This is a genomic window from Synechocystis sp. PCC 7509 (assembly GCF_000332075.2).
Classification (GTDB): domain Bacteria; phylum Cyanobacteriota; class Cyanobacteriia; order Cyanobacteriales; family Chroococcidiopsidaceae; genus Aliterella.
This window is the reverse complement of sequence record NZ_ALVU02000001.1, coordinates 1,445,123-1,471,475: the sequence shown is the minus strand read 5'-3', so window position 1 is coordinate 1,471,475 and position 26,353 is coordinate 1,445,123. Positions and strand designations below refer to the sequence as shown.

Genomic DNA, 26,353 nt, shown 5'->3' with positions numbered 1-26,353 from the left:
TCTCAATGGCAAATTTCTTACTTCCACTTCTAACTACTGTCTCTAGTCGGGTTAAAAATAATTTTAGCCAAAAAACTCGACGTACTAGCGCCGTTCAAGAGCAGTTTTTGCTTAGTTTATTATCTGCTTATCAAAATACCGAACTGGGAAACGCTTACAAAATCGGCGAAATCAAAACTATTGATCAGTTTAGAAGCCGCATTCCCGTTTTACCTTACAGTAGTTACGAGTCCTACATAGAAAGAATTGCCAACAGCGAACAAAATATTCTCACTAATGACCCGGTAGTTTACCTTAATCTTACTAGCGGTTCTACAAGTAAACAAAAGCTCATTCCCGTTACTAAACGCTTTCAAAACTCTTTACGCCAAGCAAATCTAACTAGCATCGGCTTTTTGCATGAAGCTTTGAAATCCCAAGGGCGCAAATTTGGCAAACTCTTAGCAACAAACTCCGTCCAACTTGTCGGGACAACTAGCGGTGGTATTGACTACGGGACTGCAAGTGTGGGAGTTTTACGCATGGGCAAGTTTGTCTACGAACAACTATTTTCTCATCCTTACGAAACTTTGCAACCAGTAGATAGTTTAGCCCGTCACTACCTTTGCTTGTTATTTGCGCTAGGAAATCCCAACTTACGCGGAATTGGGGCGAATTTCCCCATGTTGGTACTGCGAATTTGCAACTATTTAGAGATTTACACCGAAGACTTAATCAAAGACTTAGAAACTGGAACAATTGCCCTTTGGTTAAGTTTAGAGCCAAAAGTTCGCGCTCTTTTAGAACAACAAATGTTAGCAAATCCCCGTCGCGCCAAACAATTACGGGAAATTTATAAGTCTAATGGCATCTTAACCCCAAAACTTGCTTGGCCCGATCTATCTTTTGTGGCTACTGCGCGGGGTGGTACGTCCGATTTTTACTTTGAGCGGTTTACTACCTATTTTGGCGATACACCGGGTTTTGGGGCGGTTTATTCCTCCGCCGAGGGGACGTTTAGTATTAACCACGATCTCAATACTGATGGTAGTATTTTAGCCATTGAAAGCGGCTTTTTTGAATTTATCCCCCAAGATCAATGGGAAACCGAACATCCCCAAACTCTACTCGCTACAGAGGTTAAACTGGGGGAATTTTACCGGATTTTGGTTACTAACTACAGTGGTTTTTATCGTTACGATATTGGCGATGTGGTGGAAGTTGTGGGCTTTTACGAGCAAGCGCCGTTACTTGTATTTCGCTATCGTCGCGGTGGGTTGCTTTCCTCGACAACAGAAAAAACTACAGAGTTTCACGTCACTCAAGTAATGCAAGAATTGCAACAAAAATTTTCTGTGCTTTTAGAAGACTTTTGTATAACTTTATCTGACGAGACAATTCCACCTGCTTACCTTGTCAATATTGAACTTGCGCCGGGTGAAACCTTGGAGGACTATTCAGGTTTTTTAACAGCTTTCGATCTCTTGCTGCAAGAAAATAATACATCTTACGCGATTAAACGCCCCGATACTATTCCTTCTCCACGCTTGCGAGTGCTTGCGCGGGGAAGCTTTGCAATTGTCCGTCAGCGTCAGTTACTTAAAGGCATTCCCGATTCGCAATTAAAGTTTCCGCATATAAGTAGCGATCGCAATTTTCTATCGGGATTGCAAGTAATTCAAGAAATTAGAATTGACTAACTATCTTGACTTAATAGCATCAACACTCCCGCCATAATCGCCACAATAGCCGCACCATAAAAAACCGTTTCCAATCCCCCATAATTCAACATTGGTCTAAGGATAATGGGAGATAGAAACTGTCCTAAAAACCCTGCTCCCGTACCCAAAGCTAAAACACTTGAGCGTAAATTGGGAGTAGCAAGATTGGCTAAAGCGCTGTAAACATTGGGTAAAACAATCCCAAAACCTACTCCAAAGGCGATCGCCGTTAAGATAATTGGGATAAGTTCGTGCAATAAGGGGATGGTAATCAAGGTTATAGCCATTAACGTACAACCAAAAGCGATCGCATTGGGCAAACCAAACTTTTGCGCCAACCACTTACTCCCAAAAGCCGAAACAATCGCCGCGCCAATCGCCCGTGATGCCAAAACCACACCATTTAAAACTGCTCCGGCGGCAATGGTAGCCTTGAGATAAAGGGGCGCATAAATCACCACAGAATACATAGCCACCGATACTAAAACTAAGGTAAGTAACAGCCATAAAGTTTGGCGTTGTCCTAAAATTTGGCTTAATTTATAGTTTTTTTCCGTTGATTTTGCTGTTTGGTCTTCTTGTAAAAATGTCATTGCTAACCCAGCGATGGGAATCCCCAAAGCGTAAAGATAAAAAGCATATTGCCAATGACTAGAACCCACCCAGCCACCCAACAAAGGGAACAAAATTCCGGTAATTGTTAACGTGCTAGTGGCATAGCCCAAAGCAACACTTCTTGCTTCACCTTCGTAATTACTCCCCAGTATTCCCAAACTAGCAGCAGCAATTCCGCCACTAGCAACGCCAATTAAGCCCCGCGTGACTAATAATGGCAAAAAACTAGACATAAAAGCCCCCGCCGTCCCAAATACGGCGTAACAGAGTAAAGAAGCAACCAACACCTTTACTCGTCCAATGCGGTCTGCCAGAATGCCCAGTAGGGGGCTAAATATTGCCAGAGTTAAGCAATGGAAGCTGACTAAATTGGCAGCCAGCCCCGGATCTAGCTGGAGTTGTTGTACTATATCGGGTAGAACGGGGGCAACTATGCCCCCCGCCATAGTAGTTAGAGAACCAGATGCTAAAAGTATTAATAACTTAGGATCGCTTAGTTTTAAGAAATTATCGCTCGTTTTATTTACAGTCAAAGTAGGCATACAAATTTATACAGCGCCCAAAAATCTTACTGGCTTAACGATCTATTTTTGACTGGAAAAAACAATAACGCTAAATTTTGTCACAGAAGTTGTTACCAAAAGTACGAATGAAGCAACTAGCCGCAACTTTAACTAGCCAAGTAGTCCAAAATACTGTCCGCGAAGTAGGTATAAATCCTAATTATTGGTACGCTGTCGGATGGGCAGACGAGCTAAAAATTGGGGAAATTATGCCTGTGGTTATTTGGTCAAGGGCGATCGCAATTTACCGTGACCAAAACGGTCAAATCCACGCCCTAGAAGACGCTTGCCCTCATAAAGGAGTGCAACTCCATCGCGGTAAAGTAACGGGTTGTAATCTTGCCTGTGGCTATCATGGATGGGAATTTAACGGTGATGGTGATTGTGTAAATATTCCCTACTTACCTAAAACCCAGAAGCTACCCCGCGCCCAAGCCCGCAACTATCCAGTAGAGGAAAAGTATAACTTAATCTGGATTTTTCCTGGAGATCCAGCTTTGGCAAATACTAGCGATTTACCCAATATCCCTGAACTTACTCAAAAAGAGTGGTTAGTAGTTCCTCTCTCGGCTCGTTTTCAGGCACATTTTTCCATCTGTAATGAAAATACTATGGATGTATTTCACGGATTTCTCCACCAAAAATTACAAGGTTGGTTCGATCCGGTGCTAATAAACTTGCGGGAGACAGAAACCGCCGTATGTGCCGATTACCAGGTTTCCTATCGCGGCTGGATGGCTAAATTTTTGGGCTTAAGCCAAACCGCTAACCAAGTCACAACTTTACCTGTAGCAGTTCAGTATCATTACCCGAATTACTACACTTCTTTGGAAGGAGTTTCTAGCCTGTACTTATTTAGATTGCCCGTAAGCGCTACAGAAAGTAGGTCTTTTGCTTTGTTTTTCTTTAAAGTTCGTCTACCGCAGTCAATTTTAAAACCGTTACAGCCATTGTTGCAAAAGCTGCTGAGGGGTTTAGTATTAAAGAAATTTTTAGCTCAAGACATTGAAATGATTGAAAGCGAACAACGGACTTATTTAGCCAACCGCGATCGCCGTTATGTAGAAATAAACCCGGCAATCATTGCTATTCAACGATTAATTGTGCGACAGTACGAACAATTTTTACAAAAATCTAGTCAAGTAAGATGAAAGATAAATTTCTGTAAAGACATTCCATTAAAATGTCTCTACTAGATAAATTTCTTAATAAACAGTATCATAAATTCTCTAATAGAGCTTTTGCTAAGACTTACATAGCAAATAAAAAGCCAGCGAGAATATACTGTTGAGCCACAGACAATCGGCTATTTGGTAAAAGGTGAGGGGAGTAAATTAGTGCAAGTTATCAAAGAGTATGTTCAACGCTGGTATGAAAGTGGACTCGATCCTGATGAGTATATATGTCATCAAAAGCAAGGAAACTTAGTAGAAATTGAAGAAGCAGCCACCGGAAATCGGCAAACTGTTCTCACTTTCTGCACCAATGATGTCTTAGGGCTAGTTCAAGAAGAAGCTGTAAAGCAAGCGGCAATTGACGCAATTATTCAGTATGGCACGTCTAATAGCTCTTGCTCGGTTTTGAGCGGTCGAATTGACTTACATAGACAGCTAGAAGCAGAAATTTCTGATTTTAAACATTTGCCTCATACCCAATTATTCCTTAATGCTTGGATGGCAATGCAAGCGTTGATGGATGCCTTTTGTCATTTGGCAATTCCCGTACCAGGATTTACCCACACGCGAGAAACTTTGATTTTGACCGATGTACTAAATCATGGCTGTATTGTTTCGGCGGTTGTCAACGCTGGAACTCGCTCAGGAAAGGTGTTTGGGCATAGTCCTAACGTTAGAGTTAAAGCTTATCGTCATTGCGACACGGAAGATTTGGCGCGAAAATTGCGGCGTTATGTGCGTCCAGGCGATCGCATTATGGTAGTTTCCGATGCTGTATTTTCAATGGATGGCGATATTGCCCCGCTACCTGAAATGATAAACGTTATGCAAAACTATCCTGGTAGCGTCCTATTAATGGACGAAGCACACGCAAGCGGCTCGATAGGAGCAACAGGAAGGGGCATATACGAGCATTTTGAGATGTTACCAAGTCATGCCATCGAAAGGGGCGTTATTCCCCTAATTATGACCACCTTCTCGAAGTTTGCGGCTTCCGCAGGGGCAGCAATTAGCACTCACGTCAGCGAATTAATTCCGTTATTAAACGTGTCGCCAACATCTATCGGCACAATTTCATTATCGCCACCCTTAGCCGGAGCAGCTTTAGAGAGTGTTCGTCAAGTGCGGAAATCGCCCCAATTAGTGCAACAATTGCAAGCAAATACTCAATACTTGCGATCGCGTTTAATTGAGCGTGGTTTTACACCTATTGGCGAAACTAACGTCATTCCCGTAATTTTACCGCCAGAAATCAATCCCAAAATGTTTGGTAGGCAAATGATGCAAAAACACGGTATTTGGGTGTCTCCCATTTGGTTTATAGCCAAGCCTCGCATCCGCATTACCGTTAATGCCCTTCATACTCAGCAGGAAATGGATCGATTAGTTGCCGGAATGGTAGCAACTAGAGACTTATTGTACAAACCAACAATTAGTGCTTAATGGGGAATTGGTAATTGGTAAGTATCGATTGTGTAGAGACGTTGCAGTGCAACGTCTCTACATATCCGCAAAGATTACAGTCGATGATTTTTATCCATTGAATATGCAACGCCCTAACAGCTAACTAATTAAATTTATTTTGTGACTAATCAAAACTTTCAGATTCGGGCGGTAACAACGAACGCCGACAGTAAAATATTTTTGGATGTCCCAAGTAGAGTGTATAAGAACGATCCTCACTGGGTTCAACCAATCCGCAGCAGTGTAGAAAAACAATTTGCTCCAGAAAATTCATTTTTTCAATATGGCAAGCTACAACAGTTTATAGCAGTATCTCCTAGCAACGAGCCTTTGGGGAGAATCGTCGCCGCCGTCAATCACCGTTTAATTGAACGCGAAGGCTTGAAGGTGGGATTATTTGGCTATTTTGAGTGTATACAAGAATTTGCGATCGCCCAAGCTTTACTAGAATCTGCTCGAAAATGGCTGCAAGAGCAAGGTATGCAAGTTATTAGAGGACCCATTGATTTATCTACTCATAACAATTGTTTGTTTTTAGTCGATGGTTTTGATTCGCCACCAATGATTTTGATGCCTTACAACCCAGCTTATTATCCAGAATTTATGCAGCTTGATGGCTGGAATAAGGCAAAAGACGCTTATGCTTACGAATTACCCATAGGTGCAGGATTACCAGAAGAATTTACCAAAGCTCATAGAATTGCTTGCAAATCTGGGGTTAATTTTCGCCTAATTAGAACCAAAGGCGCAGCTTTTGAAGAAGATTGCCGCAACCTGTACAACTTGTTAAACAAAGCTTATGCCAATAATTGGAGTTATACTCCACGCACTGAGGAAGAATTTTTAGATGAGGCAAAATCTTTACAAACTCTGGTAGATGCCGACGCTTTCCCGATTGCGGAGTATGAAGGTAAAATGATCGGCTGTTTTGTAGGCTTGCCCGATTACAATATGGTGCTAAAACATCTAAACGGCAAGCTAGATTGGCTAGGAACTTTGAAATTTATGTGGTATCGTCGGCAAATAAATCGCGGGCGAGTAGCTTTAGTTTGCGCTTTACCAGAATATCGCCGCAAAATGGTAGCCGCAGCTTTAATCTATCTAGGAATGCAAGGCGTACTTAAGGAAGGGAAACCTTATAAAGATTGCGAACTTTCTTGGGTATACGAAGATAATTATCCCTCTCGCAAACTAATTGAAGCTTGTGGAGCGAAAATTTATAAAACCTATCGCATTTACGAAAAAGCTCTATGAAGGCGTTAGTTACTGGGGCGAATGGGTTTACAGGTTCTCACTTAGTAAAAGTTTTAGTAGAAAAGGGCGATCGCGTTGTTGGTTTAGTGAGAAAATCAAGCAATTTGGATCGTTTAGCTAATTGCAACGTTGAGTTAGTTTATGGAGACATTACCGATACTTCCGCGTTACAGCAAGCAATGACGGGAGTTGATGTAGTTTTTCATACCGCCGCCTATGTAGAACTAGGAATAGTTGACGAAAAGGAAATGGAGCGGGTAAATGTAGAAGGAACTCGCGCCGTATTGGAAGTTGCGAAAGCTTGCGGTATTAGCAAAATGGTTTATTGTAGTACCATCGGCGTATTTGGCGACACTCAAGGGCAAACCATCGACGAAACCTTTAAACGCCAGCAACAAGGCTTTTCTTCAGCTTACGATCGCACAAAGTACCAAGCGCAAGAATTAATTGATATTTTTGCATCCCAAGGATTGCCAGTAGTAAGCGTTTTACCTTCAGGAATATTTGGCGCAGACGATCCGCATTTTCGCCCGATATTGCAGCAATTCATCAAAAAACGGCTGAAATTGTGGGCGGGAGGAAGTCGTGTTACAGGAATTGTTCACGTTGACGACTTAGCCACTGCAATGATTCTAGCCGCCAAAAAGGGAATAAATGGCGAAAAATATATTATTTCCGCCGGAGACTTAACAACGAAGGAAATGTTTGCAACTATGGCAAATTTTACAGGCATTTCCGCACCCCGCGAAGCGCCTAAATGGTTAGTTAGGTTGGCGGGAAACTTGTTAGATCCTCTAGGGCGATTGTTTAAGTTTCAACCACCTTTAAGCCGGGAACGAGTACATTATATATACGATCGCTGCGTGAGAGTAGATGCCACTAAAGCCCGTACTAAGCTAGGTTGGCAACCCCGCTCTGTAACCGACACTTTAAAAGAATTAGTTACTCTTTGAGCGCCCCATCTTCTAAATAAGTAACGCTATCGGCTACGTCCACAATACGTGGATCGTGTGTCACCATCAATACCGTACAACCTTGCTCTTTAGCCAAAGAACGCAATAATGTAATTACCGCGTGTCCGCTTTTTGAATCCAACGCCGCCGTCGGTTCGTCTGCCATAATTAATTGGGGAGAACCTGCTAAAGCACGAGCGATCGCTACTCTTTGTTTTTGTCCCCCAGATAAGTCACAGGGTTTTTGCTCTGACTGGTTTTCTAAACCTACTTGTTCTAATAGCAAATGTGCTTGGTATTTGGCATTTTTTCTTATACCTTTAATATTTAGCGCCACTTCAACATTTTCACTAGCAGTTAATGCCGGAAATAAGTTAAAGTTTTGAAAAATAAATCCAATATTTTGTTGTCTAAATTTTGTTAGTTTTTGGCGAGACATTTTTGTAATATCTTCGCCGAGCAAGCTAACTTTCCCTCTAGTTGGTGTCATTAACCCAGCCAAAATAGATAACAAGGTAGTTTTCCCAGAACCCGACGGGCCCATTAATAACTGAATATTACCTTGAGGAATTGCTAAATCTATATCTTTCAATATTTGAAAGCATCGTTTTTGCGACTTAAATTCCATCTCTACCCCTTGGGCAGCGATCGCTATATTTTGATTAGCAACTAACTCTATGCCTAATGCTTCAATTGGAGAGGGAATATTTTTATAATTATTATATTTAGCAGCAGTCATGTATTTGCTATTTTTTGTAAGTTATATTGAAGCGCTAAGTAAGAATGTGCCACTATGGGATAGTTTATAAATATTATTACTTTTACCGATCTTAACAACTAATAGGTGTGGACACTTATAGCTTCTGGCATACTTAGCTAGGTAATTCTTTATATTTGTTGCAACCGAAAGTAGATGATTGAGCTATTAAGCCTTAAATACCGATGCAGGATCGAGGCGCATAACTTTTTGAATCGCAAAAACACCCGATCCAACACACATAACTATTGTGATTCCCAAAACAGCGATCGCCGTAGTGGGCGTAATTAATATCAAGATTCCCTGACTTGCCAGCGTCCAAGCAGAGATTCCCCAGCAAAGTGCCATACTCGGTAAATAGCCTAAAATTGCCATCCATAAAGCTTGTTCGAGAATTACACTGTAGATAGTAAAATCGGACGCACCCATTGCTTTTAAAGTTCCAAATTCTTTGAGGCGATCGCTTACTGAGGAGTAAAGAATTTGTCCGACAATAATTCCACCAACAATTACTCCCACTGCTGCACCTAATCCTAAAATAAAACCAATACCTGTTCTTTGCTGCCAAAAAGCTTGGGTTTTTTGCTTTAATTCGGTAGCAGTATAGGCGCGAGTACCGGGTAAAGCTGCTGCTAATCTTTGCTTTAATGCCAATAAATCTTCCCCTTTTTTTGCCCTAATCAAAACAAAAGTAATAGTATCTGCCGAAGTCAAGCTTTTAGGTGCAGTAGTATTAGGATCGGGTTTGATGTAACTATTAGTACATTTAAGTTCTTCCGAATCTGACGGCAATCGGCAAGATAGATTAGTAGTTTGCCCAGAATTTGCGTAAGCATTACCGTTTTCTAAAGATGTAAATATGTAAGGATTGGATATAATCGAGCGATTTCCTCTAGTTATGCCGACTAATTCAATCGATAAGGTGCTAAGTTCAGCGCGATCGCTAACTTTACTAAGATTTAAAGCCTTTAAGTTTGAAGCATCTATTATTGCCGTGTAGGGAGTTTTAAGCTTATTAACATTTCCTTGGGTAATATTTTGCGGGATAAACAACTGTCCGTTAGGATCAAATCCAATTATTCTAGCCAAAGAAATCTCATTATTGTTGCGCCATACCCCAGTTTTAACAATCAAAGCTTCGGCGCTTTCTACCCCTTTTACCTGGCGAGAAAGACTTAAATTAGTTAAAGGAATTGGTAAAGTTAGTTCTAGATGGACTAAATTCTCCGACGATACCCAAATATCCGCCGAAGAATTGGTCATTAATTGCACGGTAGAACGAGTAAACCCATTAAAAATACCCGTTTGAATTGTAACCAAGCTCACAGCAAACATAATTCCAGCTTGAGCTACAAGAAAGCGGGGAATATCCTCAAGCAGATGCTTACGAGCAATGGAAACCATATCACCAACTGCGGACTACCAATAATCCTAAGTTAAAAACGCCAAGTCTCGTAAATATCGTGCCAGAATCCACCGATACTTAATGAAACGCAAAAGTAATTAGTGCATATATGCGTCCACAATATTTTTGAGCAAAACCGATTACAGCAAAAGCTATGTCTGAGTCAACTATTGAATCAATCCTGCAAGAAAAGCGCTTGTTTCCCCCGACGGCGGAATTTTCTCAAAATGCCCAAATCAAAAGCTTAGAAGAATATCAGCAACTATGCGATCGCGCCCAAAAAGATCCGCAAAAGTTTTGGGCAGAACTTGCCGAGCAAGAATTACACTGGTTTCAGAAATGGGACACTGTGCTAGATTGGCAACCACCTTTTGCTAAATGGTTTGTAGGTGGTAAAACCAATATTGCTTACAACTGCCTAGATCGTCACCTGACAACTTGGCGCAAAAATAAAGCGGCGTTAATTTGGGAAGGAGAACCCGGCGATTCGCGGACATTAACTTACGCTCAGTTGCACCTTGAAGTTTGTCAGTTTGCCAATGTATTAAAGCATTTGGGAGTAGTTAAAGGCGATCGCGTGGGGATATATATGCCCATGATCCCAGAAGCGGCGATCGCCATGCTCGCCTGTGCCAGAATTGGCGCAACTCATAGCGTGGTATTTGGGGGTTTTAGCGCCGAAGCCTTGCGCGATAGGTTAATTGATGTAGAGGCTAAAGTAGTTATTACCGCCGATGGTGGTTGGCGTAAAGATGCGATCGTTCCTCTCAAAGAGCAAGTAGACAAAGCTTTAGCTAATGATGTTGCACCCACTGTTAAAAATGTTTTAGTGGTACAACGGACTAAGCAAGAAGTAGAAATGCAGCCAGAGAGAGACTTTTGGTGGCATGAATTGCAAAAACAAGTATCTGCCGACTGTCCCGCCGAGCCAATGGATAGCGAAGATATGCTATTTGTACTTTACACTTCTGGCAGTACGGGAAAGCCTAAAGGCGTAGTACATACAACGGGCGGTTATAACCTGTACAGCCACATTACTACCAAGTGGATTTTTGACCTGAACGATACAGACGTTTACTGGTGTACCGCCGATGTAGGCTGGATTACAGGACACAGTTATATAGTTTACGGACCACTTTCCAACGGTGCTACGACGTTGATGTACGAAGGCGCTCCCCGTGCTTCAAATCCTGGTTGTATGTGGGATGTGATCGAAAAGTACGGCGTTACAGTTTTTTATACTGCACCGACAGCCATTAGAACTTTTATCAAAATGGGCGAACAGTTGCCTAATGCTCGAAATTTATCTTCTTTGCGCCTATTAGGGACGGTAGGAGAGCCAATTAACCCCGAAGCTTGGATGTGGTATCAAAGGGTAATTGGCGGTGGTAATTGCCCGATTGTCGATACTTGGTGGCAAACAGAAACCGGGGGGATTATGATTACACCTTTGCCTGGTGCGATCGCTACTAAACCGGGATCTGCTACTCGTCCTTTTCCTGGAATCATCGCGGATATTGTCGATTTAGAGGGCAATGCTGTAGCCGACAACGAGGGCGGTTACTTAGTTGTCCGTCACCCCTGGCCGGGGATGATGCGGACGGTGTACGGCGACGAGGAGCGTTTCCGGCGCACTTATTGGGAGCATATACCCCCCGTTAATGGGCAGTATGTTTATTTTGCTGGAGATGGCGCTAGACGGGATGAAGATGGCTATTTTTGGGTGATGGGGCGCGTAGATGATGTAATCAACGTCTCTGGACACCGTCTAGGGACGATGGAGGTTGAATCGGCTTTGGTGTCTCATCCCGCCGTAGCGGAGGCTGCGGTAGTTAGTAAGCCCGATGAAATTAAAGGGGAGGATATAGTGGCGTTTGTAACTCTAGAAGGCACTTACAGCCCTAGCGAAGAACTGAGTAAAGAACTAAAACAGCACGTAGTTAAAGAAATTGGCGCGATCGCTCGTCCGGGAGTGATTCGCTTTACTGATTCTTTACCCAAAACTCGTTCGGGTAAAATTATGCGGCGTTTGCTGCGAAACCTAGCTTCTGGGCAAGAAATTACGGGCGATACTTCGACTTTAGAAGATCGCGGTGTACTCGATAAACTGCGCGAGGAAGGATAAGTTTTTTGGTTCTAGCTTTATTTTAGGAAAAACCAAATATGGGGGGTCTGCCCCCCAAACCCCCTGCAAAAGGGTCTATCTTTAAGCTCGGAAGTTTTCAGCAATATACCTAGTTCTGGGTGTTGTAGTCTAATCTTTATGTGAGCATTCAAGTTTTATGTTCCACTACTGGAAATATGCTTTTATTCCTGTTTGTGCTGTTGCAATGCTTGGACTTAAACCAGTTTTTGCGGCGACTTCTGCTAGTGAATACCGCTCTATCGGTCTATCTTACCGAGCTAACGCACGTTACGATCAGGCGATCGCAGCTTTTAAAAAATCTGTTGACCTTGAACCAGAAAATGCTTCGGCGCGCGTACTATTAGGTTGGACTCAACACTTGGCTGGACACCAAAAAACTGCCGCCGAGTCTCTTTTACCAGTAGTTTACAACGATCCACAATACGTCCCTGCTCTCAATGCTTTGGGAATTGTCTATTTAGTTAATGGTGATGTTACGGCGGCGGTAGTTACTCATACTTGGGCGGCGATGTTAGAACCCAATAATGAAATTGCTTACTATAATTTAAGCCTGTCTCTACATCAATTGAAGTTGTATAGCTTGGCGGTTTCTACAGCTACAAAGGCGGCGCAACTTGAACCTAATAATCCTCATTCCTTGGTTGCTAAAGCGATCGCTTACTGGAGTTTAGGCGACTTCACTTCTGCTAAACTTACTTATCGTCAAGCCTTAAATCTAGATCCAAGGTACAATAACCCTTTTTTTCTGAAGCATCTCCAAAAAGCAGCTTTTAGTCAATCCCAAATTGCGATCGCCGAGCAAATTCTGTCTGCGAAAAAATAATTGAATTATTAAGCGGCGATCGCTAAGTTATTAATGTTACAAGTTAAATTGCTTTCTTGCTGCAATAGCTTGGCTAATGCTTCCGCCGAAACCGGACGGCTGATATAGTAACCTTGAATTTTATCACAGCCATTTTTTTGCAAGTATTCTAGCTGTGCCTGAGTTTCTACACCTTCGGCGATTACACTTAATTTTAAGTTATGCGCTAAAGAAATAATTGCTTTGACAATCGCTGCATCGTCAGAATCAGCTACTAATTCACGTACAAAAGACTGATCTATTTTGAGTATGTCAATCGGTAAACGTTTCAAATAATTTAGCGATGAATAACCTGTACCAAAATCATCTAGTGATAAAGTAATACCCATATCGTGCAATTGATTCATAGTATTAATTGCTTGCTGGACATTTTCTATAATCAAGCTTTCAGTTATTTCTAATTCTAAATAATTAGCCTCTAAATCAGTCTCTTGTAAAACTTGATTAGTAAGTTCTACCAAGTTTTGTTCTTTAAATTGGCGTGACGAGATATTAACTGCCATTTTAATTAGCGGTAATCCGGCTAATTGCCAGCTACGATTTTGCGTACAAGCAGTACGTAGTACCCATTCACCAATAGAAATAATTAAACCCGTTTCTTCAGCAATAGGAATAAATTTAGCCGGAGAAACAAACCCATGAATCGGACTAATCCAGCGCAACAAAGCTTCTACACCAATGATTTTTCCACTGTGAAGGCAAATTTGTGGTTGATACTGTAAAAACATTTCTTTATTTTGAATTGCATTATGCAATTCTTTTTCCAAAAACAATCGCTCTTGTAAGTTTTTATTTAATTCGCTGCAATAAAATTGATATTTGTTTTGCCCTTGTTGTTTAGCTCTATCCATCGCCATCACAGCGTTAGTTAATAAATTATCTATTCCGGTGCGATCACTAGGATAATTACTAATACCAATACTGACACTACTAAAAACTTCTGTATTATTTATTAGTACAGGTTTTGCTAACTCATAAATAATTTTTTCTGCTAAATTAACTACTTCATCTACAGAATCAATATTAGTTTGAATAATTGCGAACTTACTGCCATCAAGACGTGCCAATATATCCATGTCGCAAATACAGTTAGTCAGTTTTTGAGCAACACTTCTAAGCATGAGATCGCCAACTTCATGTCCTAAAGTATTATTAATATTTTTCAGTTTATCTAAACTTAACGAAATTACCGCAAATAATTGATTGTTTTGATTTTGTACTAAAATTTGTTGCAACCTATCATGAAATAAAACTCGATTGGGCAATCCAGTTAGTTCATCGTAACTAGCAATATGTTCGATAATTTCGTCTAACTTTTTTAAAGTGTGAGTAGTATCTGCCATCAAAATACCAGCTTCATCAGTAAAATTAGTAGGTAGATTGGGTAATTGACGATTGTTAAGATAATCACGCAACGCCAAAAATGTTAAAGTAACTGGCGCAACTAAGTTATGTAAAGCGTAAAGTGTTAAGGCTGTACCGATTAAAGTTGCTACTAATGCGATCGCAATTATCCGCATTTTTACATCTATAGTAAAGGATGCAGAAACTATAAAATAAATTAGTATCGATAGTAATGGTACGTGAGTACCTAAAAAGGCAATTAACATGATTTTGCCCTTGTAACTATTGACATAAGGAAACTTTGACAATACTGAATATAAATATAAATTAGTTTGAGATATTGCGAGGAGTTTCGACATATTTATACTACTTACTAGCTATTATATTGGTTTGTTTTTGTGCTTTTGCCGTAGTTTTATGGTCAAGTTAATAAACTTAAGTATTTTTAAATATTATGAGTTTAATGAAGATGAAACAACTGTAATATTACTTAATGTAAATATAAATTGTCTGTGTCGGGAGATAGTGCGCTCAAAAAAATAAAGTTGCTTTATATTTCTAATAATATCATCACTAAAAATTTATATATTTCTCAGTATAATTACTGCCTTATAGATGCACAAGTTAATAAAAAATTATAAGTACAACGTGGATAAAGTATTTTTTAATAGTCAACTTGCTGTAAATAGAAACATATTTCAGCGATCGGCATAAATAGACTAGGAGCGCCGCCCCCATAAGGTCAAAGCTCAAAAAAATGTTAGTGCCAACCAAAAATTACATTTACAATTTGGTTAGTCGTCAATGCTACTAGCTAAATCAATTTTAAACTTTATAATAAATTTACAAAATAAATTAAAATCTTTTTATAAAACAGGGCTTTTGTTGTTTTTGTTAAGACAAATATCTAATTAGAAGTTGATAACAAATCGTAATTAGAGTATAAAAAAACAATCAATGGTTACAAAAGGGCAAAATGGTTATATTATGTCAACTCCTAGCGAAAACGTGCAGCAAATAATATTTGTTATGGGAAAACCTTAGAAGCAGGGCGCAGAGGAAAGTAATCTCATGGGGAAGTTAGCTCAACAAATAGAGCAGCAATGGCGATCACAGTTAGAAATAGAGTGTGCTGAACAAAGCCGCACGACAAGGGAGAGTATTCTTAGCTGGCTGTTGGGAATAGATGTAGAGCGATTTGAAAGCTTAGAAACTCATCAGCTAGAAATTGCCACCAGTGCGATCGCCTATCGCTACCGAATTTTAAAAGAGCGTTATCTGGGTATAGCACCAGAAAGAGCTTACAGTAATTTAATTAAAAGACTGGGAAGCGTGGTATTGCTGCGCAGTAAGATTAGTACCGGGGTAGCGTTAAGCCGAGATCGCCATCGAGCGGTAGCCGATGTACTGCAAGAAGTATTACAAGAATTACTGCAAAGTGATCGTTATATGCAGCAGCAAATGACTTGGATTGCCCAGTTTACTAAAGAGCGACGACTGCAAAATGCTTTACTATTTGCAGCGACGGAAGAATACTGTTTGCGCCCGGTACGCAATCAACCTTTACTAGCTTATAGATTTGTCAATTATTTGCGACGAAGCCAAAGAGGGGGACTAACTAACGTTCCAGTGAAAGATTTAGTTAGGTTAGTATCAGACGAAGTGCTAACAGAGGAAAATGATAACCCTGTTAATTTATTAGATAATCAAGCGATCGCCGAGTATGAAAACAATCGAGTAATAGAACAACAACAAGCCGCTCGTAGCCGCGTTCAGCAAGAATTTTCCGACTACTTAACCGAAAAACTGGGGAAAGATGCAGCCCAATGGTTGGAGTTATATTTACAAGGAAAATCCCCCGAAGAAATCGCCACAGCAATAAATTTAGATATCAAAAAAGTTTATAGATTGCGCGAAAAAGTCAGTTATCACGCCGTCCAGGTTTTTGCAATAAAAAGTAACTCACCAATAGTTGACGAGTGGTTAGAGACTTCACTGGAGGAAAACAACTTTGGGTTATTACCCCAGCAGTGGGCAAAATTATGGGCAGATTTAAGTCCAAATCAGCGCCAGTTGATTGAGTTTAAAAAAGTAGGTCAAGATATAGATGCGATCGCCCTAGAGCTAAAACTCAAAGCCCACCAAGTTATTAGTGAATGGGGAAAAATCTATTTAGCGGCTCAAGCTATGCGTAGTCAAAGTTAAGCAAAACTGATATTTTCTCGCTCTGGTCGCCACGAATATAATGGCGGAGTATTTAGGATGGAGAAAATAACCAAATTATTACTTGATTATGACTCAAGCCACCTTAACTCAATTTAGTCAGCTTCGGTGCGAAAACGCACCAATAATTACTTATCGCGTCGCCATGCCTCAACCTGAATCACATTTATTTGAGGTAGTGTTGTCAGTGCAAGGTTACCTATTGCCTGTATTAAATTTAAAACTACCTGTATGGACACCAGGCTCGTACTTAGTGAGGGAGTATGCCAAACACGTTCAAGATTTTGGCGCAAAATCGGGTGAAAATAAGTTAGTTTGGCACAAAATCGCTAAAAATCACTGGCAAATTGAAACTTCTAACTTAGATAACCAAACTATTGAGATTAGTTACCGAGTTTTTGCCAATGAGCTATCAGTACGCACAAATCATTTAGATGCAACGCACGGTTATTTTAACGGTGCGGCGATATTTTTTAGAATTCCTGGATTAGAAGCACAACCAATGCAAATTGAAGTCGCTTTACCGCAAGACAATTGGCAAGTTACCACGCCACTACCAGAAGTTACAGGACAAACTAATAAATTTATCGCCGCAGATTTTGACACCTTAGTAGATAGCCCCTTTGAAATTGGGACTCAGGAAGTTTATGAATTTGAAGTATTAGGAAAAGCTCACCAATTGGCTATTTGGGGGGGAAAGAGTAATATTGCTCCAGAGAAAGTAATTGCTGACACCCAGAAAATAATTGAAGTAGAGGCTAAAATATTTGGTGGATTGCCTTACGATCACTATATATTTTTGCTGCATTTATCCACCCAAGGCAACGGCGGATTAGAACATAAATATGCTTGCTCCTTAAACTATCCTCGTTTTGGATTTCGCGCCCCAGACAAATACAATCGTTTTATGCAACTGGTAGCCCACGAGTTTTTTCACTTGTGGAATGTCAAGCGCATTCGCCCCAAAGCCTTAGAAGTATTTGATTACGACGGCGAAAACTACACATCGTCCTTGTGGTTTAGTGAAGGGACGACAAGCTATTACGACTTAACAATCCCATTAAAGGCGGGAATTTATAACGTTAAAACTTTTTTACAGAATTTGGGTAAAGAAATTACTCGTTACGAGTTAACACCGGGGCGATGGGTGCAGCCAGTAAGCGAATCAAGCTTAGATGCTTGGATTAAGTTGTATAGACCCGAAGCCAACAGTAATAACGCGCAAATTTCTTACTATTTAAAAGGGGAGATGGTGTCACTGTTGCTAGACTTATTGATTCGAGCAAAACATAACAATCTCAAATCCCTAGATGACGTGATGCTAAAAATGTGGCAACAATTTGGGATTGAGGAAATAGGGTTTACGCCTCAGCAGTTGCAGGAAGTAATAGAAGCGGTTGCAGAGATAGATTTAACAGACTTTTTTGCCAAATATATTGATGGCACAGAGGAGTTGCCGTTTAATCAATATTTAGAGCCCTTTGGTTTGCAGGTAGTAGGGGAAGACAAAGACCTAGTGCCGCATTTAGGAATAAAAGTAAATTCTGAGCAGGGGAGAGAAGTAGTTAAATTTGTAGAATCGGGTACACCAGCGCAGAAAGCGGGAATCGATCCGGGAGATGAGTTATTAGCAATAGATGGAATTAGAGTAACAGCAAGCACAATGAGCGAATTCTTGCAAGATTATCAAGGGGGAGACAGCATAGAAGTTACAGTATTTCATCAAGAACAATTGCGTCAATACCAAGTAACTTTAGGAGAGCCACGTCCGAGTAGTTACGGGGTAAAACCCGTTAGTAACCCTACCGAGAAACAGCAACAGAATTTTGCTAATTATTTAGGTGAAGACTTACAGAAATGGGTAATGGGTAATGGGTAATGGGTAATACGGTATGAAAAAGGGTGAGATAGGAGAGTTACCGTTTTGGGAAATCATCACACTTTCAGCAACACCCAAAAATTAAAGGACTAGCGTACAACACCCGTAACTAAGTCTATTGCCTAAAAACTGCCGTACCCAAAGAAAACCCCCTTTTGCAGGGGGTTTGGGGGAGGCAACTCGTCCCCCAATGGGGGGTTTGGGGGGCAGACCCCCCAATTCTTGGTTTTTCTTAAGTAACATGAAAAAACAGTTACACCAATTTCAACACCCCTAGCTCTTGTTGAATAGGCAAAACATCTAAAATATCTACCTGAGCGCAGTATTTTATATCATCGTCACAATTGAGGCGTAATAGCCGTTTACCGTGACTTGCTTGGTGTAATAGCTCAACTAAACGACTTTGCCATTGTTCGTAAAGAGCGATCGCACCTATCACTTCATCATTACCCGCAAGTTCAGCTAGAGGTATATTTGCTTGTTGTAAAATACTATGACAAATCGCCCCAGCGCAAGCCGTATCTTCCAAGGAATAAGTACCTTCCCAACCAGAACCAACAATCCAGACAGTTTCAGGCTGTTTAGCCAAAAGATAATTTACGGCGGCGGCTCGATTAACAAAAGCCGCAGCTAAGACGGCTGGGGCGCTTTGTACCCGTTGTAAAGCGCGAGTTCCATTAGTTGTACTAATAAACAATCTGCGTCCTTTTACCAGCTTTTCAGTGCAGTCTAAAGGAGAATTTCCCAAATCGAACCCTTCCACCTTCGCACCGCCCCGCTCTCCGGCTCGCAGACGTTTATCCGCGTCCCAGGAAGCGCTAACCTCTATCAAAGTATCCAAATTGCTAAACACCTGGATCGCCTCACCACCAGCCGCCAAAACCGTCGCCATCGTCGTTGTAGCTCGAAGTACATCCACTGCGATCGCACAATCGGGGACAGTATCAGTGGGAGTAAGTTCGGGAGTATGGTAAATAAATAGCTTCACGCTCTAACTGACCTGCAATTAATATCGAGTTACATTTTATTGCTAAAACTTGGTCTTTTATTAACTAAAAGAACCAGCCGTAGGAATGCAAGCCTTTACCTAAAAGATTGACTCCCAGATAACAAACCCATACCACTACAAACCCAGCCGAAGCTAAAATAGCTGGACTGCGCCCTTGCCAACCGCGAGTAATGCGAGAGTGGAGATAAGCGGCAAATACTAGCCAAGTGATTAAAGCCCAAGTTTCTTTAGGGTCCCAACTCCAGTAAGATCCCCAAGCTTCATTTGCCCAAACTCCCCCGGCGATAATCCCGATGGTAAGCAAGGGAAATCCTAGCCCAATAATCCGGTAGCTGATATTATCCAAAGTTTCCGCCAGATTAAGGCGTTGGGGTGAAAGAGTTTCAGTTATGGCTTCAGTTGTAGGTAAGTTAAGCACCGCCGTATTACCATTACTGTTGTACTGAGAGAAATTAGCCACTTTTGAAGTTGCTAAATCTGTAGAGCGATGCAAACGATAGCCCCCCGTACCTACAGAACTACCCCGCAATTCGATATTTGCCCCACGAGTCACAATTAAAAATGCGATCGCCAGTAACGATCCCACCATCAAAGCTGAATAGCTCAACATCATGACGCTGACGTGCATCATTAGCCAATTTGACTTAAGAGCAGGAACTAAAGGCTCAGAATTTTGCATTTGAGAGGGCAAAGTTAAAGTCGCAAATGCCACAATTGCCATCGCTACAGGTGCGGTTGCAACTCCAACTAAACGGCTGCGGCTATTGTTTTCTGCCAAAAAGTGGATAGTAGTAATTCCCCAAGCTAGAAAAAACAGCGATTCGTACAAATTGCTTAAAGGGAAGTAGCCAGCTTCTATCCATCTTGCCCCTAATAAAGTTGCCATACATAAGTTGGCGATCGCCATTCCTGCCGTTCCCAAAGCGGGTAAATAACGTAATTGGGGAAAAGCTGCCCCAACCCAGTAAATTAACATAGTGACAAATAATACCGCAAACGCAGCATTATCTAGCCAGTTTTGCAGTGAAACCAGATTCATATAGTGTTCTCCGCGTTACTTTAAGCTCAAAGTTTATTGATACTAATCTCGATCCTAACTGCAACAGTTAGTTGAATACTTACCTAAGTTTAAAGAATTTGTTTTCTATCGTTAAAGTTCTGACATTTTAAGGTCGCGGTGAGGGAGACAAACTAGGACTAGGTAAAGGTTGAGGGTTTCCAGCTTTATTAAGTGCCATAAAAATGTCATAACGAATACTATGGCGATCTTTTACGGCGGTAGTAATTCCTACCGAACGTACTGCCTCTAGGACGATTTGTTGGTTAGGAATAATTTGCGGTAGCGGCAAGTTTTTAAACGTTGGATTGATGTTCAAGAAAAACTGCCCATTATTCGGGCTAAGTTCCGATGGTACGGCTTTTTGGAATTGCTCGGTACTCGCTAAATTGACCGCAGGTCGGGGAATAATTTTCTCAGCTAACGGTGCGCCAAGGGTGAAAAAAGCAACATTTCCCTCTAACCAACCGTGAGTTGCAGTTAACGTCCCATAGGGAGCAATCCAGTTAACGACGGGTTTTCCTGCTACTTGCGTTTCTTGAATCTTAAACTGGTACTGACTGCTAATTACTTTGTCTATTTCCTGAAATGCTTTTTTAGCTTTATCTGTATCTTTTGCTTGCACCATAAACGCTAAAGACAATGCAAAATCATTCGGTGCAGCCTCAGCTTTTGTTGGCGCTGGAATTACCGCTAAAGAAAATTCTCCATCCATCCAACTGAGCAAGTCTTCATCTAAATCTAATCCCGTTGTACTTTTTACTCCCGCTCGTAAGTTTTCCGGGGGAATTGGTGTCAAAGGGTTAGTTTTTACTGATCGCAAATAATCAACCCATAATTGCTGTAAGTTTCCCCCCGATACCATCATCAAAGTTTCGGCGGGTAAAAGATTCTGCATTTTCCCGGCATTATTTTGCACTACATGAACGCGATCGCTATCTGGCTTCAACCACGATACACTTTTAAGCTCAACCCCTTCTAGCTCTAAGTTAATTGTTGTTGCCAACCCAAGACTTTGCTGAAGCCCAGCTAGTTGCGGCGATAGTTTTTGGGGATTGCTATTTGCTAGCCGAGCGGCGGCGGGAACATTTACGTAAACTTGGGCAAAAGGATTTTCTTGGGCAATCTCTCCAAATTTTTCCCTAAAACTGGGCATTTTCAGTAAAGAATTTTCTCCTTTGAAAGTATCAATTGCTCTTTCGGTCGCTTTAAGATTATCGCTAATTACCAAAAAACGATTATCTAGTACCGTTGCCCAGTAGTTGGTAGTTGATCTTATTTGAATACCTTTATAAGTAATGTCTTTCGTTTTAACTTGAGCTTTTGACAGCAACCGCGCCGCCACATCAGGTTTAGCAATCGGTAATACTATCACCATTGCTTGAGATTCTGGGGATTTTTGCGGGGATACTACCGCTAAAGTAACTTCTTTACCTACCCAAGGCTGGATATCTTGTTGATAGTTGTAACCATTATCTGTAAGAAAGCGATCGCGCAATTCCACTAAGTAATTATCTAAGATAGCTTGGGTTTGAGGCGTACCAAATTCTCGCAATTGCTGCCACTTACTCGGCTCTGTAGACACCGAAACCGTAAGTAACGCATCTTGCGGGATAATATTTGCTCCCAGAGGCAGTTGAGCTAATTGTTGAGGCGCAATTACAAGCCAGTAGACGGCTAAACCACCCCCAACTAGCAAACTGGTTGCTAATATCGGCAGCAGTAATTTGTTTTTTTTAGTCATTGAGTAAAAGGAGTTATTGACAAGCTAGGCAATGCTATTGTCACTTTAACTAACTGCTAGATGCTAACCAAAAATATACCGGCAAGTTTGGGAAAAATGCGATCGCCTTTCCTAGAATTTAGCCAAAGCGTCCGCTTACATACTGTTGGGTTGATTCTTCTTGCGGATTTTGGAAAATAACTTCAGTATTGTCATATTCCACTAAGTAACCCATTCTCCCACCTTTGTCTGTAGGCTCGACGTTGAAAAATGCCGTTTTATCCGACACCCGCGAGGCTTGCTGCATATTGTGAGTAACAATCACAATCGTGTATTTTTTCTTGAGGTCTTGTAGCAATTCTTCAATTTTGATAGTTGAAATTGGATCGAGCGCCGAACAGGGTTCATCCATTAAAATAATATCAGGCTGGACTGCCACCGCCCGCGCAATACACAAACGCTGTTGTTGTCCCCCAGAAAGAGATAAGCCGCTTTGGTTGAGTTTGTCTTTGACTTCATCCCATAAAGCTGCTTGTCTTAGAGATTGTTCTACCAATTCGTCCATGTCGCCGCGATAGCCATTAATCTTAGCGCCAAAGGTAATATTGTCGTAAATTGATTTGGGGAAAGGGTTAGGTTTTTGAAATACCATACCTATTTGTCGCCGCACTTCTACAGGATCTATGGAAGACGCATAAAGGTTTTGATCGTAGTAAAAAATTTTCCCCTCAGCGCGGAAACTATCAATTAGGTCATTGAGACGGTTGTAGCACCGCAGCAATGTACTTTTTCCACAACCGGAAGGGCCAATAAAAGAGGTAATCCGGTTTTTGGGAATATCCAAGGAAATATTTTTGAGAGCTAAGAAATTGCCATAGTAAACATTGACATTTTCGGTTCGTAGAATAGTCTGCGTTTGATTGATAGTTGGGGTTTCAGTAGGCATATAGAATAGGAGAGTGTTACTAGGAGAATTAACAAAAAAAATTGAGTTTACATAAAATTTGGTTAACTAATCATTAACTGGTTAAGCACGCTTGCGAGTAGCCATGCGAGAGATAATGCTAGTAACCAAAACTAAAAGTACCAAAACTAAAGAAGCCGCCCAAGCGAGTTCTTGTTGGTTATCAAACGGCACGATCGCAAAGTTGAAAACTAACACCGCTAGTGATGGAGTGGGCGAGGTTAAATTTGTGGGCCAAAACTGCGTAAACAAGGCTGTAAACAACAACGGCGCTGTTTCTCCGGCGGCTCTGGCGATCGCTAAAGTAGTTCCCGTAACAATCGCTGGAATCGCTACAGGCAAAACAACTTGCATGACGGTTTGAAACTTAGTTGCCCCAATCCCTACCGCCGCTTGGCGCAATTCTCTTGAGACTAATTGCAGCGATTCGTCGGTAGTGCGAACAATAATTGGCAGCATCAAAATTGCTAAAGCAATCCCACCAGCGATCGCGCTAAATGTTCCCATAGTCAACACTACCACCCCGTAGGCAAAAACTCCGGCAATAATCGACGGAACGCCGCTAAGGACGTTGGTAGCAAACCGGATAGTATCGGCGACTTTACCTTTGCTAAACTCCGTCAGATAAATCGCTGCTAGTACCCCCACAGGAATACTAATTAAAGCAGCAATCCCGACCATCATTAGCGTACCAACAATCGCGCTACCAAAGCCGCCACCTTCTACTAAGGGCGGTGGCGGAAGTTCTGTAAACACGCTGAGATTAAGGCGGCTAAAACCTTTGATAATCACGTAACTAAGAACAGCAACCAAAGGAATTAACGCCGCGATCGCGCAGGCAAACGCCAAAACCGTCATTACCGTGCCAAAAACTACTCGTTTAGAGTTAGGAGAACGATTTAAGCTCCGGTTTATACTTTTAGAGCTATCGGTGTCTTGGTAGGTCATACTTTTTTAGGAGTTTTTAACTTCATGTCCGTAAATCTCACTTAAATTCTCCCCACTCTACGCACGACTAACTCCGCCAAAACATTCACAACCAAAGTTAGCCCAAACAAAACTAGCGCTGCATACATCAAAGCTGAGATTTGAATCCCATCAGCTTCCGCAAATTGGTTTGCCAGCAATGAAGCAATAGTATTTCCTGTAGTCAAGATCGAAGGGCTAATACGGTTGGAGTTGCCGATAATCATCGTTACTGCCATCGTTTCACCCATTGCCCTTCCTAACCCTAGCATTGTCGCCCCCACAATCCCAGAAGTCGCGGCGGGTAGTAAAACTCGAAAAATTGTCTCCCAGCGCGTCGCCCCTAATCCGTAAGCCGCTTGTCGCAAGTCTGGCGGCAACGAAACTAAAGCGTCGCGAGAAATTGCCGTAATAATTGGCAAAATCATAATTGTCAAAACTATACCCGCCGGAAATATGCCGGGGCCCGAAGGCGGTGTACTAAATATTGGCAGCCAACCTAGGGATGAATGCAATACTTTGCCCACACTTGTGAGTATGGGAATTAACACAAAAATGCCCCACAAGCCATAGACGACGCTGGGAATTGCGGCTAATAGTTCAATCAGAAATACTATTACCGTTTGTACTGAGGAGGGCAGAAAATTCTCACTGACTATTAGGGCGGTTCCTACACCAATTGGTACAGCCAAAAGTAGGGCAATAAATGCCGTAACTAAAGTACCGTAAATTTGGGGTAATGCACCATACTCCTCTTTTACCGGATTCCAAGCGGTGGAAGTAAGAAATCCTAACCCATACCTTTGAATTGCCGGGAATGCTTCGATCGCGACTTCTAAGGCAATCCACAGCAAAACTGCGGCGATCGCCATTGCTAGTAAGCGGGTTAGCCACACAAAGCCTGTGTCCAGATTTTTTTCCCAACTAGGGCGTGGTTTGATTGTTGTTTGGGCTTGAGGGACTGTTGAACTCATGATTGATTTTTGTAAAGAGATTTACAAAGGCGATATCTAAGGTGAACTAATTAATTGCTAATTGCATCAACGGCTGGCTGTACTTTGCTAACTACACTTGCTGGTAAAGGCACATATCCTAGTTCGCCGCTAAATTTTTGTCCTTCCGTCAATCCCCATTTCAGGACATTTTCTATCGCCTGCGCTTTAGCTGGATCGTCGTAGGTTTTGTAAGCCATAATCCAAGAATAGGACACTATCGGATAAGACGTTGCTCCTTCTGGATCGGGTGCAAAACCTAAAAAGTCTTCCGGTAGCGTTACTGAAGCAAGGGCTGTGGAGGCGGATTCTGGTGTAGCGGCTACATACTCACCTGCTTTGTTTTCCAGTATGGCAAAGGGAATTTTATTTTGCGTAGCATAACCGTACTCAGTGTAACCAATTGCACCTTGAGTTTGTTGAATTTGTGCTGTTACGCCTTCGTTGCCTTTAGCACCTGTTCCCGCCGGCCAGCTAACGGACTTCCCTTCTCCTGGTCCACTTTTCCAAGCTGGGCTAATAGTGCTGAGGTGCTTGGTTAACACAGCAGTAGTACCGCTACCATCAGAACGATAAATAACTGTAATTGGCTGGTCGGGAAATTTCAAGTCAGGATTAATCTTAGCAATTCTAGGATCGTTCCAATTGGTGATTTTGCCTAAAAGAATATCTGGATAAACATCCCTTGATAGCCTTATACCTTCTACACCAGGTAGATTGTAAGCAAGGACAACACTTCCGGCGGTAGCTGGGATTAATAGCACTCCACGAGACACCTTAGCAATTTCTTCCTTTGTCATGCCAGTATCGCTAGCTCCAAAGTCTATAGTTCCGGCGGTAAACTGTTTTACCCCCGCCCCACTACCTACAGATTGATAACTAACTTTGGTATTAGGATTAGCTTTGTTGTATTCAGAAAACCAACGCTGATATAAAGGAGCGGGAAAAGATGCTCCAGCACCGTTTAATGTTGCACCCGCACTTGTATCTGCGGCGGGACTAGCAGAGGAATTAGGATCGGCGCTAGGAGGATTTGTTGTTTGCGGTTGACAGGATGCAATGCCAAAGGACAGGGCTACTAACGACAACAAAAAAGCTCTGCGAGTTGAGTTAACACGGGAAAACATAAAAAGCTCTGCGTACTTCTACTGGTATTCGTCTCGACCTTAGCGTTTTGTAGTAAAGGTAAGGTAAAGAAAAGGTTAACAATAATAAAAGCTGTGGTGAAAAGATAAGTTAAATAAAATTAGTCTATCTATAACAATCTATGTCCTAAGTCCTCTGAGATGTCAATTGTACAAA

Annotated in this window: 20 protein-coding genes; 9 read left to right on the top strand and 11 right to left on the bottom strand. The window is 41.6% G+C overall.

The genetic code is table 11. The features are described from left to right. Positions 1-5: 5 nt before the first annotated feature. A complete protein-coding gene (locus SYN7509_RS0207460; RefSeq protein ID WP_009632103.1) occupies positions 6-1,679 on the top strand; it encodes a GH3 auxin-responsive promoter family protein in 1,674 nt (557 codons plus the stop codon). Here the strand turns inward: SYN7509_RS0207460 and SYN7509_RS0207455 are convergent. Then, positions 1,676-2,857, bottom strand: coding sequence for an MFS transporter (locus SYN7509_RS0207455; protein ID WP_009632102.1), 1,182 nt, complete (start codon positions 2,855-2,857; stop codon positions 1,676-1,678). The genes SYN7509_RS0207460 and SYN7509_RS0207455 overlap by 4 nt on opposite strands. Before the next feature lie 77 nt (positions 2,858-2,934). Between SYN7509_RS0207455 and SYN7509_RS0207450 the strand changes: the two genes are divergently transcribed. From SYN7509_RS0207450 to SYN7509_RS0207435, 4 genes are all read left to right on the top strand, one after another. After that, positions 2,935-4,029 (top strand): aromatic ring-hydroxylating dioxygenase subunit alpha, encoded by a 1,095-nt coding sequence (locus SYN7509_RS0207450; RefSeq protein WP_227501482.1) that lies wholly within the window; start codon positions 2,935-2,937, stop codon positions 4,027-4,029. A 186-nt stretch (positions 4,030-4,215) separates the two neighbouring features. Continuing rightward, the gene (locus tag SYN7509_RS0207445; RefSeq protein WP_009632100.1) at positions 4,216-5,496 is read left to right on the top strand and encodes an aminotransferase class I/II-fold pyridoxal phosphate-dependent enzyme; all 1,281 of its coding nucleotides are present in this window, start codon (positions 4,216-4,218) and stop codon (positions 5,494-5,496) included. A 141-nt stretch (positions 5,497-5,637) separates the two neighbouring features. Next, entirely contained in the window at positions 5,638-6,771 is a 1,134-nt protein-coding gene (locus SYN7509_RS0207440) for a GNAT family N-acetyltransferase (RefSeq protein ID WP_009632099.1), read from the top strand. After that, complete coding sequence (locus SYN7509_RS0207435; protein WP_009632098.1) at positions 6,768-7,724, top strand: NAD-dependent epimerase/dehydratase family protein; 957 nt, start codon at positions 6,768-6,770, stop codon at positions 7,722-7,724. Before SYN7509_RS0207440 ends, SYN7509_RS0207435 begins: the two co-directional genes overlap by 4 nt. Here SYN7509_RS0207435 and SYN7509_RS0207430 read toward each other — a convergent pair. Together SYN7509_RS0207430 and SYN7509_RS0207425 are read right to left on the bottom strand one after the other, a co-directional pair. Then, a complete protein-coding gene (locus SYN7509_RS0207430; RefSeq protein ID WP_009632097.1) occupies positions 7,714-8,463 on the bottom strand; it encodes an ABC transporter ATP-binding protein in 750 nt (249 codons plus the stop codon). The genes SYN7509_RS0207435 and SYN7509_RS0207430 overlap by 11 nt on opposite strands. Positions 8,464-8,649: 186 nt before the next feature. After that, positions 8,650-9,885: an FtsX-like permease family protein gene (locus tag SYN7509_RS0207425; RefSeq protein ID WP_009632096.1), complete on the bottom strand. Its 1,236-nt coding sequence runs from the start codon at positions 9,883-9,885 to the stop codon at positions 8,650-8,652. A gap of 155 nt (positions 9,886-10,040) precedes the next feature. Here SYN7509_RS0207425 and acs point away from each other — a divergent pair, with 155 nt between their 5' ends. Both acs and SYN7509_RS0207415 read left to right on the top strand, forming a co-directional pair. Beyond that, the gene (gene acs, locus SYN7509_RS0207420; RefSeq protein ID WP_009632095.1) at positions 10,041-12,011 is read left to right on the top strand and encodes an acetate--CoA ligase; all 1,971 of its coding nucleotides are present in this window, start codon (positions 10,041-10,043) and stop codon (positions 12,009-12,011) included. 157 nt (positions 12,012-12,168) lie between these two features. Further along, positions 12,169-12,855: a tetratricopeptide repeat protein gene (locus SYN7509_RS0207415; RefSeq protein WP_009632094.1), complete on the top strand. Its 687-nt coding sequence runs from the start codon at positions 12,169-12,171 to the stop codon at positions 12,853-12,855. Positions 12,856-12,863: 8 nt separating this feature from the next. Here SYN7509_RS0207415 and SYN7509_RS25360 read toward each other — a convergent pair whose 3' ends face one another. Then, positions 12,864-14,597, bottom strand: a complete 1,734-nt coding sequence (locus tag SYN7509_RS25360; protein ID WP_009632093.1) for a putative bifunctional diguanylate cyclase/phosphodiesterase — start codon at positions 14,595-14,597, stop codon at positions 12,864-12,866. 712 nt (positions 14,598-15,309) lie between these two features. On the opposite strand from SYN7509_RS25360, the gene SYN7509_RS0207405 reads away from it, so the two are divergent. Continuing rightward, on the top strand, positions 15,310-16,443 hold the full coding sequence (locus SYN7509_RS0207405) for a HetZ-related protein 2 (protein WP_009632092.1): 1,134 nt from the start codon (positions 15,310-15,312) through the stop codon (positions 16,441-16,443). An 88-nt stretch (positions 16,444-16,531) separates the two neighbouring features. Then, entirely contained in the window at positions 16,532-18,340 is a 1,809-nt protein-coding gene (locus SYN7509_RS0207400) for a M61 family metallopeptidase (RefSeq protein ID WP_009632091.1), read from the top strand. A 253-nt stretch (positions 18,341-18,593) separates the two neighbouring features. Here the strand turns inward: SYN7509_RS0207400 and SYN7509_RS0207390 are convergent, their stop codons facing one another. From SYN7509_RS0207390 to pstS, 7 genes are all read right to left on the bottom strand, one after another. Continuing rightward, entirely contained in the window at positions 18,594-19,328 is a 735-nt protein-coding gene (locus tag SYN7509_RS0207390; protein ID WP_009634312.1) for a 2-phosphosulfolactate phosphatase family protein, read from the bottom strand. A 64-nt stretch (positions 19,329-19,392) separates the two neighbouring features. After that, positions 19,393-20,388 (bottom strand): c-type cytochrome biogenesis protein CcsB, encoded by a 996-nt coding sequence (ccsB, locus tag SYN7509_RS0207385; protein WP_009634313.1) that lies wholly within the window; start codon positions 20,386-20,388, stop codon positions 19,393-19,395. A gap of 127 nt (positions 20,389-20,515) precedes the next feature. After that, entirely contained in the window at positions 20,516-22,150 is a 1,635-nt protein-coding gene (locus SYN7509_RS0207380; RefSeq protein ID WP_009634314.1) for a DUF3352 domain-containing protein, read from the bottom strand. A 118-nt stretch (positions 22,151-22,268) separates the two neighbouring features. Then, positions 22,269-23,075 (bottom strand): phosphate ABC transporter ATP-binding protein PstB, encoded by an 807-nt coding sequence (gene pstB / locus SYN7509_RS0207375; RefSeq protein WP_009634315.1) that lies wholly within the window; start codon positions 23,073-23,075, stop codon positions 22,269-22,271. An 81-nt stretch (positions 23,076-23,156) separates the two neighbouring features. Continuing rightward, positions 23,157-24,041: a phosphate ABC transporter permease PstA gene (pstA, locus tag SYN7509_RS0207370; RefSeq protein ID WP_009634316.1), complete on the bottom strand. Its 885-nt coding sequence runs from the start codon at positions 24,039-24,041 to the stop codon at positions 23,157-23,159. A gap of 41 nt (positions 24,042-24,082) precedes the next feature. Continuing rightward, complete coding sequence (gene pstC / locus SYN7509_RS0207365) at positions 24,083-25,033, bottom strand: phosphate ABC transporter permease subunit PstC (protein WP_009634317.1); 951 nt, start codon at positions 25,031-25,033, stop codon at positions 24,083-24,085. Positions 25,034-25,083: 50 nt separating this feature from the next. Further along, on the bottom strand, positions 25,084-26,178 hold the full coding sequence (pstS, locus tag SYN7509_RS0207360) for a phosphate ABC transporter substrate-binding protein PstS (RefSeq protein WP_009634318.1): 1,095 nt from the start codon (positions 26,176-26,178) through the stop codon (positions 25,084-25,086). Positions 26,179-26,353 lie beyond the last annotated feature (175 nt).